This window comes from Pseudomonas sp. Y5-11, assembly GCF_022368695.1.
GTDB lineage: Bacteria > Pseudomonadota > Gammaproteobacteria > Pseudomonadales > Pseudomonadaceae > Aquipseudomonas > Aquipseudomonas parakoreensis.
On record NZ_CP058974.1, the window covers coordinates 4,313,406 to 4,327,022 of the forward strand.

At 62.4% G+C, this 13,617-nt stretch carries 11 protein-coding genes; 3 read left to right on the forward strand and 8 right to left on the reverse strand.

The window, feature by feature from the left end; genetic code table 11:
* Positions 1-171: 171 nt before the first annotated feature.
* The 8 genes from HXW87_RS18905 to HXW87_RS18940 form a co-directional block, all read right to left on the reverse strand.
* Entirely contained in the window at positions 172-831 is a 660-nt protein-coding gene (locus HXW87_RS18905) for a DUF799 domain-containing protein (protein ID WP_027613674.1), read from the reverse strand.
* Positions 828-1,196: a DUF4810 domain-containing protein gene (locus HXW87_RS18910; RefSeq protein WP_003225593.1), complete on the reverse strand. Its 369-nt coding sequence runs from the start codon at positions 1,194-1,196 to the stop codon at positions 828-830. The genes HXW87_RS18905 and HXW87_RS18910 overlap by 4 nt, the downstream gene beginning before the upstream one ends.
* A gap of 29 nt (positions 1,197-1,225) precedes the next feature.
* The gene (locus tag HXW87_RS18915; RefSeq protein WP_177325722.1) at positions 1,226-1,912 is read right to left on the reverse strand and encodes a CsgG/HfaB family protein; all 687 of its coding nucleotides are present in this window, start codon (positions 1,910-1,912) and stop codon (positions 1,226-1,228) included.
* A gap of 253 nt (positions 1,913-2,165) precedes the next feature.
* Complete coding sequence (locus HXW87_RS18920) at positions 2,166-5,243, reverse strand: error-prone DNA polymerase (RefSeq protein WP_239777399.1); 3,078 nt, start codon at positions 5,241-5,243, stop codon at positions 2,166-2,168.
* Positions 5,240-6,655 (reverse strand): DNA polymerase Y family protein, encoded by a 1,416-nt coding sequence (locus HXW87_RS18925; RefSeq protein WP_239777400.1) that lies wholly within the window; start codon positions 6,653-6,655, stop codon positions 5,240-5,242. Before HXW87_RS18925 ends, HXW87_RS18920 begins: the two co-directional genes overlap by 4 nt.
* 7 nt (positions 6,656-6,662) lie before the next feature.
* The gene (gene imuA / locus HXW87_RS18930) at positions 6,663-7,280 is read right to left on the reverse strand and encodes a translesion DNA synthesis-associated protein ImuA (protein WP_085710132.1); all 618 of its coding nucleotides are present in this window, start codon (positions 7,278-7,280) and stop codon (positions 6,663-6,665) included.
* Positions 7,280-7,897 (reverse strand): transcriptional repressor LexA, encoded by a 618-nt coding sequence (gene lexA / locus HXW87_RS18935; protein ID WP_239777416.1) that lies wholly within the window; start codon positions 7,895-7,897, stop codon positions 7,280-7,282. The genes imuA and lexA overlap by 1 nt, the downstream gene beginning before the upstream one ends.
* A 207-nt stretch (positions 7,898-8,104) precedes the next feature.
* Entirely contained in the window at positions 8,105-9,022 is a 918-nt protein-coding gene (locus tag HXW87_RS18940) for a LysR family transcriptional regulator (RefSeq protein WP_121185129.1), read from the reverse strand.
* Positions 9,023-9,125: 103 nt separating this feature from the next.
* Between HXW87_RS18940 and HXW87_RS18945 the strand changes: the two genes are divergently transcribed.
* The 3 genes from HXW87_RS18945 (at position 9,126) to HXW87_RS18955 (ending at position 13,554) form a co-directional block, all read left to right on the forward strand.
* Positions 9,126-10,868 (forward strand): amidohydrolase, encoded by a 1,743-nt coding sequence (locus tag HXW87_RS18945; RefSeq protein WP_239777417.1) that lies wholly within the window; start codon positions 9,126-9,128, stop codon positions 10,866-10,868.
* A gap of 139 nt (positions 10,869-11,007) precedes the next feature.
* Positions 11,008-11,745, forward strand: a complete 738-nt coding sequence (locus tag HXW87_RS18950; protein WP_121185125.1) for a TorF family putative porin — start codon at positions 11,008-11,010, stop codon at positions 11,743-11,745.
* A gap of 150 nt (positions 11,746-11,895) precedes the next feature.
* Positions 11,896-13,554 carry a phosphoethanolamine--lipid A transferase gene (locus HXW87_RS18955; protein ID WP_239777419.1) on the forward strand — a complete coding sequence of 553 codons (1,659 nt, stop codon included), beginning with the start codon at positions 11,896-11,898 and terminating at the stop codon, positions 13,552-13,554.
* The last annotated feature ends 63 nt before the right edge of the window (positions 13,555-13,617 follow it).

A 13,617-nucleotide genomic window follows, 5' to 3' on the forward strand; every position in this document is an offset into this window, starting at 1 on the left:
TGGCGCAGGATATCGCCTTTGGTGGCGAGATGCAGGGGATGAATCGCAAGTCAGGCGGGGGCAAGTGAGCGGGAGGCCGTCATGATGCAAAAAGATCGCAGCCTGCGGCAGCTCCTGCATTTGGGATGCGTTTCCCTGCAGGAGCTGCCGCAGACTGCGATCTTTTGATCTTCAGTCAGTACCGTACTTGGGCGAACGCGGACCGTACAACAGACCGGCGTGCTGACCGGCCGACAACAGACGATTGCTCGCCACACCGGCAATCGGATACCCGGCGTCGGTCGAACTGTTGATCACCTGCTTCACTGCGGCGGTAATCAGCATGCCGACCAGACCGCCACCGCTGTTGTTGCCGCCCTCTTCGCTCGACGCCCGCGCCGAACCGGTCCACAGCGTGGTGCCGGATTTCAGATCCACCAGTTTGGCGGTGGCGGTCACGGCGGTTTCGCTGCTGATGACCATGTAACGCGTACCGTACTCGGTCACGGTGATGTACAACGCAGCGTCGGCGCCGAAGATTTCCTTCAGTTTGTTCGCCGGAGCCTGATGGATGTCATCCGGTGTGGTCAGACCGTTCTGGCGGAAGGTTTCGTCCACCAGCGTGATCGGCAGTACGTAGTAACCGGCTTCAGCGAGTGGGAATGTCACCTGCGACAGCAGGCTGTACGACGCCTTCACGTCGGGCGAGGTGTTCAGCGGCGGCAGCACCAGAATGGTCTTCGGCCGTGCCTGCTTGTACGCCGAGTAATCCACGGTTTTCGGCGCGACGCAGCCACCGAGCACGGTCAGGGCCAAACCGGCGGCCAGCAGTTTCAGGGTGCGCGAGATCATTTGGCGTCTCCGGTCTTGGCGTTTTTAAGCAGAAAATCCATGTACGGGCCGGACTCGGGAAACAGCGCTTTTTCGGTGCGGAACTGCTGCACCATCTGATCGTCCTTGCCCATGCTCAGGTACAGCAGGCCCAGGTGCGCGTGATAGCCCGGCGGCACGGCCTTGCCGGTGGAACGGATCTTTTGCAGATCGCGCTCCAGGACTTCGGCCTGGGCTTCCTTCGGTTCTTCGCCTTTGAAGTATTCGTAGACCTGCGGTTGATAGTCTTCCCACTGGTACAGGGTTTTCGGGCTGCTGCAACCGGCCAGCAAGGCGCTGGCGGCCAGCGTCAGGGCCAGCAGCGACCGCGACAAAGTCAGATTCATGGGGTGTTGCTCCTTGCAATGAATAACGATCAGTTAGCCGGTTTCCAGGCACCGGCGTTCATGCCATCGACCAGACGATTGATCGCCTCGCGCATGGCCAGATCAAGGACTTTGCCGTTGAGGGTGGAGTCGTACGCGGCGGTACCGCCAAAACCGATGATTTCGCGGTTGGACAAGGCGTACTCGCCGGCGCCCTGCGTCGAATACACCACTTCGGAGGTGCTGATGTTGACGATGTTCAGGTTGACCTTGGCGTAAGCGACCTGAGTCTTGCCCCGGCCGAGAATGCCGAACAGTTGGTGGTCGCCGGTTTCCTTGCGGCCGAACTCGGTGACGTCACCGGTGACCACGTAATCGGCGCCCTTGAGGCGCTGGGCCTGGCCCTTGATCGCGGCTTCCTGCTGGATCTCGCCCATGTTGTCGCGGTCCAGTACCGAGAAACGGTTGGTCTGCTGCAGGTGAGTGATCAGGATGGTCTTGGCCTGGCCGCCGAGACGATCGACACCGTCGGAGAAGATCCCGCGCATGTAGCTGGAGCGGTTATCGAACTTGCCCACCGCCATCGGTACGCGAGCGCCGGTCCAGACTTGCGTGGCGCTCTCGACCTTGGCCACCGGCAGTGCGCGGGAGCTTTCGGTGGCGCAGCCGGCAAGGGAGCTGGCAAGGGTGCCGAGCACGGCAATCGCAACGCCTGAGACCAACATCCGGGAGATCATTCTCACTGTGCATTCCTTCTGAAAAAACGGTGTGTCCCGGCACGGCAAAGCGGTGGGGAGCAGGAAAAGGGGCGGCATTATGACAAAGTGCCATCATTCGCGACAGATTTTTTTGACGCCAATGAATTGGCTGATCTGAACACCACAAATCCCCCTCTGTAGGAGCTGCCGCAGGCTGCGATCTGTTGATCTTGTTTTTAAAAATCAACGTCAAAGGATCGCAGCCTGCGGCAGCTCCTACAGGGGATCGGTGTTAATGGAAGTCGCGGCTCTGTACGCGGATGCCGTCGAGCAGCGGACTCAGATCGCTCAGCCGCCCGGCGATCAGGTGCCGCACTTCGCCCTCACGCTCCCAGCGGCCGTCAACCTTGAGCAGTTGCGAGCCGACCAGCACCTGACGCTGACGCTCGGCCAGATCGCGCCAGACCACCACGTTGACGTTGCCGAATTCGTCTTCGAGGGTGACGAAGGTTACGCCGCTGGCGGTGCCCGGTCGCTGACGCCCGGTGACCAGCCCGGCGATGCTCACTGGCCGGCCGTGTTCCACGTCCAGCAACTCCTGTGAACTGCGGCAACGCCGGGCCTTGAGTTCGCCACGCAGCAACGCCAACGGATGCGGCCCCAGGGTGGTGCCAAGCGTCGCGTAATCGGCCTGCAAGTCCTCGCCGACACTCGGTTTGGGCAGCAGCACATCGGGCTCTTCCTGGCTCGGCAAGCCGGCAAACAGACCCAGCTGTTTCTGCACCCCGGCCACTTCCCAGCGCGCGCGATGCCGATGCCCGGCCATCCCGCGCAACGCCCCGGCATCGGCGAGCAACGCCTGGGCCCGACTGTCGAGCGCGGCCCGTTCGCCCAGGTCGGCGACATCGGCAAACGCTCCCCGCGCCCGCGCCGCCTCAATGCGCCGCGCATCGTCCTCGCGAAAGCCCTTGATCATCCGCAGGCCCATGCGGATCGCCGGTTGCGCGCCGCTGATCGGTTCCAGGCTGCAATCCCAGTCGCTGGCACGCACGTCCACCGGACGGATCTGCAATTGATGGCGGCGCGCGTCCTGAAGGATCTGATCCGGGCTGTAGAAACCCATCGGCCAGCTATTGATCAGCGCACAGGCGAAGGCTGCCGGTTCGTGGCACTTGAGCCAGCAACTGGCGTAGGTCAGCAAGGCGAAACTGGCAGCGTGGGATTCGGGAAACCCGTAACTGCCGAACCCCTTGATCTGCTCGAAGATCTGCGCGGCGAACTCCGGGCTGTAGCCGTTTTTCTTCATCCCGGCAGCCAGACGCTCCTTGTGCGGCTCCAGCCCGCCGTGGCGTTTCCACGCGGCCATCGAGCGACGTAACTGATCGGCCTCACCGGGGCTGTAGTCGGCGGCGACGATGGCGATCTGCATCACCTGTTCCTGAAACAGCGGCACGCCGAGGGTGCGCTTGAGCACCACTTCCAGTTCCGGTGAGGGATAGGTTTCCGGCTCTTCCTTGTTCCGGCGACGCAGGTACGGATGAACCATCCCGCCCTGAATCGGCCCCGGGCGGACGATGGCGACCTCAATCACCAGGTCGTAGAACTTCGTCGGCTTCAGGCGCGGCAGCATCGACATCTGCGCCCGCGATTCGATCTGGAACACGCCGATGGTGTCGGCGCGGCTGATCATCTCGTAGGTCGGTTTGTCTTCTGCGGGAATCGTCGCCAGGCTCAGATCCAGATGCCGATGCCGACGCAGCAAGTCGAAGCAGCGACGGATCGCACTGAGCATGCCGAGGGCGAGGATATCGACCTTGAGCAGCCCGACCGCGTCGAGGTCGTCCTTGTCCCACTGAATGATCGTGCGCTCGGCCATGGCCGCGTTTTCCACCGGCACCAGGGTGTCCAGTGGCTGTTCGGAAATCACGAAACCGCCGGGGTGCTGCGACAGGTGCCGGGGGAAGCCGATCAGTTGCCCGGTCAGGCTCAGCACCCGGCGCAGTACCGGGCTGTCGGGATCGAAGCCGCCTTCGAGCAAGCGTGCCAGCGGCGGTGTTTCATCGCTCCAGTGACCGCAGCAATCGGCCAGCGCATTGATCTGATCCGGCGGCAAGCCCAAGGCCTTGGCTACATCGCGCACCGCACCGGCGGCGTGGTAAGTACTGACCACCGCCGTCAGCGCTGCCCGCTGGCGACCATATCGGCGAAACACGTATTGCAGGACTTCTTCGCGGCGCTCGTGCTCGAAATCCACATCAATGTCCGGCGGCTCGTTGCGCTCCTTGGACATGAAGCGTTCGAACAGCAGCGTGGTGCGATCCGGGTCGATCTCGGTGATGCCCAAGGCAAAACACACCGCCGAGTTGGCCGCCGAGCCGCGGCCCTGACAGAGAATCCTTTGCTCGCGGGCAAAGCGCACCACGTCGTGCACGGTGAGGAAGTAGCTTTCGTAGCCGAGTTCGGCGATCAGTTTCAGCTCGTCATCAATTTGCTTGAGCACTTTGGCCTGTGGTCCTTGCGGCCAGCGCCAGGCAATACCTTCTTCGGTCAGTTGCCGCAACCAGGAACTACCGGTGTGTCCCTCTGGCACCAGCTCTCTCGGATACTCATAGCGCAACTCGCCAAGATCGAAGGTGCAGCGCCGCGCCAGTTGCACCGAGGCGTCGAGCAACGCTTGCGGATACAGCTCGCGCAACACCTCGAGGCTGCGCAGATGGCGCTCGCCGTTGGGATGCAGGCGCAACCCGGCCTCGGCCACCGGGACGTGATGGCGGATCGCAGTCATGGTGTCCTGCAAAGCGCGCCGGCCACGGGCGTGCATGTGCACATCACCGCTGGCCACGGCGGCAATCTGCAGCTGCTCGGCCAGACTCAGCAGCGCCGCCAGCCGCCGCTGATCATCCTGACCGCGATGCAACTGCACCGCCAGATACAGGCGCGCGCCGAAAGCCTGTTTCAGCCAGCGCCCCTCTTGCACGTCATCGACGCTGTCCGGCACCCACACGATGAACAGTCCCGGCAGCGGCTCGCTGAAATCCTCACGCAGCACCTGGTACTGGCCCTTCTGCGTGCGCCGCCGAGCCTGGGTAATCAAGCCGCACAAGGTCTGATAGCCCGCCAGATTCTCTACCAACAGCAGCAGTTTCGGACCGTTATCGATGCGCACTTCGCTGCCGATGACCAGCGGCAGTTCCACTGATTTCGCCGCTTGCCAGGCGCGGACGATCCCGGCCAGCGTGCACTCGTCGGTGATGGCCAGCGCCTGATAACCGTGTTTTTTTGCCCGCTGGAACAGCTCAAGGGCGCTGGAGGCACCGCGCTGGAAACTGAAGTTCGACAGGCAATGCAGCTCGGCATAACCATCGCTCATGCAAACCAGCCCTGCAGCCACAACGGGCCGCCCTCGCCCACTGCCCGATAGGCCCAGCCCTGCTGACCGGCGCGGTTCTGGATCAGGTAGTAATCGCGGCGCACGTCGTCACCGTCCCACCAGCCGGATTCGATGCGCTCCGGCCCCATGAGGATTCGCGCCGAACCTTCGGGCACGCTTTGCGGTTCGCCGAGCAACCAGCCCGGACGCTGCACACTCGGCAAACCACTGCAACGCTGCTTGTCGACGCCGTTCTGCCAGGCACATTCGGGGCGGTGGTCGGCCTGAAAGCGCAAACCCTGCACCGCGTCATCGCCGAGCCGTGCGCGCAGGCGTTCGCGCAACTGTTCCCAGGGCAAGGTCTGTTGCGGACGGTCATCGAACAGTTCCTGAAACTGCGGCACAAAACTCGGCAGGTCTTCGGCACGCAGGCGAAAACCACGCACCGGGGCCTCGACCTGCACTTGCTCCAGCCGCCCACGGGCCAGTTCAAAGAGCATCGCCGGATCGCGCTCGGCGCTGAGCAGGCCGACCTTGATCAGCGTGACCGGCAGCCCGGCGTGCTCCAGATGCAGGTCGAAACGCTGCACGCCGCTGTCACGTCCGCAGAGGAACGCCGACAGGTCAGCGGTCAAGCGGCGTAATGGGAACAGCAGCGCCTGATGCGACTGCACATCGAAATTGAGTTCAATGCGCACATCGAAACGATCCGGCGGCAGATAGAACGCCAGGGCCAGCGGACGCGCGCCAAACAAGGTGTCGAGGTGTTTGAGCATCGACGCTTCGAAACGCCGGGCCAGGGCCTGACGTGGCAGGCTCTGCAGCTGGCTCAGGTGGCGCAGGCCCATGCGCGTCAGCGCCGTGGCGACTTGCGGCTCCAGCCCGACGCGGTCGACGGGCAACTGCCCGAGGTGATGTTGCAGGGCTTCACCGTCCGGTACGACGAGACCGTCGTAGGCGTTGGCCAGCACCCGCGCCGCCACCGGATTCGGTGCCGCGACGATGCGATGGCGGAAACCCAGCTCGGTCAGTTCCTTGCGCAGCCGCGCTTCGAACTGCGTCCAGGAACCGAACAGGCCCAGACTGGATTCGATCTCGAACACCACGGTACGCGGGTAATGCACGCTGACCTGGGCGCTGAACCGATAAGCCCACGCGGCGAGAAATTGCTGCCAGTGCTCGACCTCGGCCAAGTCGTAGTCGGCGGTGGCAAAGCCTTTGCACAAGGCTTGTGCGGCGGTCATCGACTGGCCGGCACGCAGCCCGAGCTGGCGCGCCGCCGGATTGACCGCTTGCAGCACCCGGCGCTGGGCCGGGCCGCTGAGCAGCACCAACGGCTCAGCAGGATCGGCACGCTGACGCAACACCGCGTCGAGGGCCAATTGCGGGAACAGGATACACACCCAGCGCATGACGACCTCAGTGCCCTACGGCAAACGCAATCGGTGCCGTGCGCGCCAGTCCGCCCCGGCATTTGAGCACGCGCAACTGGGCCGGTCTGGCATCGATGGCAATCCGTAGCGCGGCCGGCGACGGGTTGACCGCCTCGCTCAGCGGGCGCCAGGCAAATGCCAGGGTCTGGCCGGTTTCCGCCGCCACCTGCAAGCGCCGCAACGCGCGGTCATCGGCCTTGTGCGGCCAGCACAGCACCGCGCCGCAACTGCCCGAACGCAGGCATTGTTCCGCCGCCCACAAGGCATCGCGTTCGCTGGCCTGGATTACCGACAACTGACGCAGATCGACCCCGGCGTTCGCCCACGCCTGCGGGTACGGTACGAACGGTGGCGCCACCAGCACGATGCGCTCGCCCGCCGCCGACAGCCGCGCCAGCGTCGGCCACACCAGTTGCAGCTCGCCAACCCCGGGCCCGGCCAGGAGGATTTCGCTCAGCGCCGCTTCCGGCCAGCCGCCGCTGGGCAACGCCGCATCGAGGGCGGCATGCCCGGTGGGTTGCGGGCTGGCCGCCGGTGGCGCAGGCCGGCCCTTCCAGACCTGGCCACCATTGAACAGCGTATCGAGTGCAACGACGGCGCCCATCAGCCTTGCCTCACCAGACCGCAGAACACCCCTTCGATGGCCAGGTCCTGATCGTCGCGCACGACAATCGGCTGGTACGCCGGGTTGCGCGGTAGCAGGCGCACTGTAGTGCCGACACGTTCGAAGCGTTTGATCGTCACCTCACCGTCGAGTCGCGCCACCACGATCTGGCCGTTGAGCGCCTCGGGATTGCGCTTCACTCCCACCAGATCACCGTCGAGAATGCCGTCCTCGATCATCGAGTCGCCCTGCACCCGCAACATGTAGTCGGGCGCACGGGAGAACAGCGCCGGGTCGAGCATCAAGCGGTTATGGATGTCGGCATCGGCACCGATCGGGGCGCCGGCGGCAACCCGGCCGAGCACCGGAATATCCAGCAGCTCCGGGCGCGGCGCTTGCCCAAGCAGGCGAATGCCCCGGGCCTGGTGCGGGTTGACCTCGATAAACCCGGCTTCGGTGAGCGCCAGCACATGCTTGCGCGCCACGCTGCGCGAGGCAAAACCAAAAGCCTCGCTGATTTCAGCGAGGCTTGGGGGCTGACCGTGTTCGGCGATGCGTTCGCGGATAAAGGTCAGAATGGCGGTACGGCGAGGAGTAAGATTGGTCATGGAGTACATTTGTACTCCTGTGGGATTTTACTGACAAGCACCGCCAGTCGGCCTGGATTGATCATTCACAAAAATCAAAAGATCGCAGCCTCGTTTCACTCGTCAGCTCCTACAAAGAAGACGACTCGGGTACCTGTAGGAGCTGCCGAAGGCTGCGATCTTTTGATCTTTTTTAAAAATCGCAGCCTGCGGCAGCTCCTACAGGGGAACGGGGCTTCAGTTGAGGCCGCGTTCGGCGAGGAAGGCGGCAATGTAATCGATGAACGCCACGACCTTGGCCGTGGCCCGCCGATGGCTCGGGTACACCGCGAGAATGTGCGGGCCGAAGCTGTCCGGGTCGATTTCGTAGTCAGCCATGACCCGTACCAGACGCCCGTCGGCGATGTACGGCGCGGCGCTCCACAGCGGTGTGTGCAGCAAACCGCGTCCGGCCAGGGCGCCGGCCAGCAGCAGGTCGTAATTGTCACTGCGCAACCGCGGCGCCGTCGGCTGTGGCAGGCTCAGGCGCTGGCCGTCGCGCTCGGCCCACCAGAACTCGCGACTGAGCAACGGGTGCTGATACAACAGCCATTCATGCTGCTCAAGGGTTTGCGGATTCACCGGCAAGCCCTTGCGCGCCAGATACTCCGGGCTGCCGCACAAGGCCAGACGATTGCTGCCGACCACCCGCGCAATCAGCCCCGGCAAGTCGTCATGGCCCTCGCGCAAGGCCAGGTCGTAGCCGCTTTCCAGCAGATTGACGAACGCGTCGCACAGATCCACTTGCAGGCTGATCTGCGGGTATTGCTGCAAGAAACCGTCGCACACCTGATCAAGAAACGCCCGCCCATAAGCCAGTGGCGCGGTGATTTTCAGGTTGCCGCGCAGACCGTGCTGCAATTGCTCGATCTCTTCGCCGGCCTCCTCCAGCCGCTGCAACACCAGCCGTGCGGTTTCCAGGTAGACCCGGCCGATTTCGGTCAGCAGGATCCGCCGCGTGCTGCGCTCGAACAGTCGCGCACCGAGTTCCGCCTCCAGGTGATTGACCGCTTTGGTCAGGGCCGACGGGGTCTTGCCCAGTTGCTCGGCCGCGCGACTGAAACTGCCGAGTTGCGCGGTGACCACGAACATTTTCAGTGCACCCAACTTGTCCATGCTTTTTCCATTCAGGCAAAAACGTTTTTCGTGAGGAAGGCGTTCTGTTGGCCAGTGTCAGCCACTAATCTGGCCATCAGACGCAATAACAAGGAAATCTTCAATGAAAAGATTCATCCCGAGCCTGCTGGTGAGCGCTATAAGTTTTGCCTCGATGGAAGCCATGGCCGCCACCGATCTGGTGCTGGTCAACGGCAAGATTTTCACCGCCGACCGTGCACAGCCAAAGGTTCAGGCGCTGGCCGTGGAGAACGGCAAAGTGCTGAAAGTCGGCACCAATGCGCAGATCAAGGCGCTGATCGAACCCGGAACGCAGGTGATCGACCTCGGCGGCAAGACCCTGATGCCAGGCTTGATCGACAGCCATTCCCACGCGATTTTCGGCGGTCTGGAAATGGTCTCGGCCAACATGGAGGACGAAATCGTCGCCCTCGATGAATTGCAAAAGCGTCTGCGCGCCTGGCGTGATGACGGCAAGGCGAAACACGGCGACGTGCTGAGCATCGCCGGCATGAGTTCAGCGTACTGGGCGCAGGCCGAAGCGCTGGGCAAGACTTTCAACCAGGGTGAATGGGCCGACGTGCCGGTGGTGTTCACCGGCAGTGACCACCACACCGCGTGGGCCAACAACGTGATGCTCAAGCGCGCCGGCATCGACGCGGCATTGCTCAAAACCCTGCCCGCTGCGGAAAAAGACACGATCGGCACACTGGCGAACGGTGAACCCAACGGTTTTCTGGTCGATGCTGGCTGGGACCGGGTCGCAGCCAAAATGCCGGTGCCGAGCCCGGCCGATATGCTCAGCGCAGCCAAATCCGCCGTGCGCTTCAACAACAGCCTCGGCATCACCGCGTGGATGGACCCCGCCGCCAACGCCGCACCGGGCGAGGCCGTGTTCGCGCTCAAACCCACCGAGAAAACCGTCGGCGTGCTGCCGGCCTACAAAGCGCTGTCGGCAAGCGGCGACATGAGCGTGCACGTCGCAGCGTTGCTGGTCGCCAACCCGAAAAGCCTGCCGGCCGATCTCGACACGCTGGATAAAGTGCGCCAACAGTTTCAGGGCATCCCCAATCTGACCCTGCCCGGGGTCAAGATCTTCGCTGACGGCGTGATCGAGTACCCGGCGCAGAGCGCGGCGATGATCGATCCGTACCGCAATTCGCACAAACAGGGCGAGCTGCTGATCGATCCAGCGCATTTCGGCGAACTGGTCAGCGCCATCGATCAACGCGGCTGGCTGGTGCACATTCACGCCATTGGCGACCGCGCGGTGCGTGAGTCGCTGAACGGTATCGAACGCGCGCGCAAGGATCGGCAGAGCGGCATCACCCATTCGATCACCCACTTGCAGATGGTCAACCCAAAAGAGTTCGCCCGCTTCAAGCCGCTGAACGTGATCGCTTCAATGCAACTGCTGTGGGCCAGCGCCGACGACTACACCACCGACATGATCAAGCCCTACGTCAGCGCCCTCGCCTTCCGTTATCAGTACCCGGCGCACTCGCTGCTGAAACAGGGCGCGACGATTGCCGGCGCCAGCGACTGGCCGGTGTCTTCACCCAACCCGTTCAATGCCATGGCTCAGGCCATCACCCGCGTCGGGCCGATGGGCGTGCTGAATGCCGACGAGCGTCTGGATCGCGAAACCATGTTTTACGCCTATACCGCCAACGCGGCGCGGACCATAGGCCTGGACAAACAGATCGGCTCACTGACGCCGGGCAAACAGGCCGATTTCATCGTGGTCGATCGCGACGTGTTCAGCGTCGACGAAAAGGCCCTGCATGACACCCGGGTGCTGCAGACCTGGTTCGCTGGCCGTCAGGTCTACACCGCCACCCCATAACAACTCGTTCCCCGTGTAGGAGCTGCCGAAGGCTGCGATCTTTTGATTTTTCAAGATCAAGATCAAAAGATCGCAGCCTTCGGCAGCTCCTACAGGTTTCCCTTTCTGCCCAAAAATAATCACAACACCGGGACTTCACATGAAAGCCTTGCCCTTGCTCGCCCTGAGTTCCTTGAGCCTGCTGCCCCTGAGCAGCCACGCAATTCCCTTGAGCGACGATTTCGCCATGCTGGTCGACCTGACGCTGGCCAGCGACTACCGAACCCGCGGTATCTCGCAAACCCAGAATGACCCGGCGGTGCAGGCCGGTCTGACGCTGGCCCACAGCAGCGGTTTGTACGTGGGGGCCTGGAGTTCCAACGTCGATTTCGGCGGTGGTCTGAAAACCCGGCAGGAAGTCGACTACTACGCGGGCTGGCTGTGGCAGGCCACCGAGGATGTCAGCCTCGATCTGGGCTACATCAAGTACGCCTACCCCAAGGAAAGCCAGTTCAACCAGAGCGAGGTTTACGGGATTCTCGGCGTCTACGGAGTGAAGCTGGCGGCGTATTACTCCAGCGATGCGCCGGGGATCGACAGCAAGCAGAGTTCGCTCTACAGCTATGTCGGTTATGAAACCGAACTGCCGTTCGACTCTGGCTTGAAACTGCGTTACGGCACTATGGATTTCAAGGATCCGCATTTGTACTCGGCGTCCGGGCATGGCGAGGACAGCTACCGCGAATGGGAGGTCAAACTGACGCACAACCTGGCCGGCGTGGTATTGGGCCTGAGCTACATCGATACCGATCTGTCGCAGAGCCAGTGTCTGAGCAACTGGGGGTTCAAGGATGTGTGCACGGCGACGGTGGTCGCCAGCCTGAGCAAATCCTTCTGACTCCCCGCCTTGTGTAGGAGCTGCCGAAGGCTGCTCCTACAGGGAACGGGGTTATTTGTTACAGGATGTTTACGAATTTTTTACTATTGTTCTTCTACAGTTACGCGCGTTACCGCGCGTGTTTTCTATTCTGTTAGAGGAATGTCTGTAATGGCTTTGGGCAAAGGACTGCGTTTACCGTCCATCACTTCCACCCGTCTGGTGCTGCTGTTTTCCCTGGCACTGGTGACGCTGTACAACCTGGCGACCTGGAAGGCGCTGGGGAATCTGATCACCTTGCAAGGCGCGCACAAACTGGCGTTTTTCGCCTCGTTCGGGCTGTTCCTGTGGGCGGCGATCACCCTGCTACTGACCCTGGTGTCGTTTCGCTGGACGCTGAAACCGGCGCTGACCGTGGTCGCCCTGCTCTCGGCCTGCGCCGCGTATTTCATGAACGAATACGGGATCACCATCGATACGGTGATGATCCAGAACGTATTCGAAACCAATCCCGCCGAGGCTGCCGCGCTGTTCAACGGCAAGCTGCTGGCTTACGTGCTGTTGCTCGGCGTGCTGCCAGCGGTGCTGATCTGGCGCTGGCCGGTGAGTTATCGACCGTTCTTTCGCGGCCTGCTCAACAAGCTGCTGGTGATCGCCGCCTGCGTGCTGGTGATCGGCGCTTCAGTGGGCGCGTTCTATTCGACTTATGCGCCGATCTTCCGTGAAGAAGACAAGCTCACCCATTTCATCAACCCGACCAATTACATCTACGCCATCAGCAAGTACACCAAGCAACGCCTGGGCATCAAAAAGCATTTTGTGGTGCAGGCCATCGGGGAAGACGCGGTGATGAGCGCCAAAGCCGCCAGCCGCGAGAAGAAGTCGCTGATGGTGTTTGTGGTCGGCGAAACCGCCCGCGCCGATCATTTTTCGCTGAACGGCTATGCGCGCGAGACCAATCCCGAGCTGAGCAAACTGGACATCCTCAACTTCACTCAGGTGCATTCCTGCGGCACGTCCACGGCGGTGTCGGTGCCATGCATGTTCTCGATGTTCCCTCGTGAGGATTACAGCGACAAGAAAGGCAAAACCTACGAAGGCCTGCTGGATATCCTGCAACGGGCCGGCGTGCAGGTGCTGTGGCTGGACAACAACAGCGACTGCAAGGGCACCTGTCTGCGCGTACCGCACCGCGACATCGCGAAGAACCAGCCGGGGCCGTTCTGCGACGGCAACAACTGCCTGGACGAAGCGCTGCTGGCCGACCTGCAAGGCTACATCGACAGCCTCAAGGGCCACGCGATCATCGTCCTGCACGCCGACGGCAGCCACGGCCCGGAATACTACGAGCGCTACCCGAAAAGCATGGAGCGCTTCGCCCCGATCTGCCACACCAACCAGCTGGGCAGTTGCAGCCGCGATGAACTGGTGAACGTGTACGACAACACCATCCTCTACACCGACCACTTCCTCGCCAAGGTCGTCGAGTTGCTCAAACGCAATCAGGATTCACTGGACACCTCGATGGTGTATGTCTCCGATCACGGCGAATCCCTGGGAGAAAACGGCCTGTACCTGCATGCGGCGCCGTATGCGCTGGCGCCCGAGGCGCAGACTCATGTGCCGATGGTGATGTGGTTTGGCAACAACACGCTGGCGCAGTTGGGGATTGATCGCGATTGCCTGCAAGGCAAGACCGGGCAGCCGGACCTGAGCCATGACAACCTGTTCCATTCGGTGCTGGGCTTGTTCGAGGTGAAGACCGCGCTGTATCAGCCGGGGCTGGATGTGTTTCGCGGATGCCGGCCAGCCATGACGGCTGCGCAATAATCCGGACATTGCACAAAACCCTGTGGGAGCTGGCTTGCCAGCGATGGCGGTCTGTCAGTCACA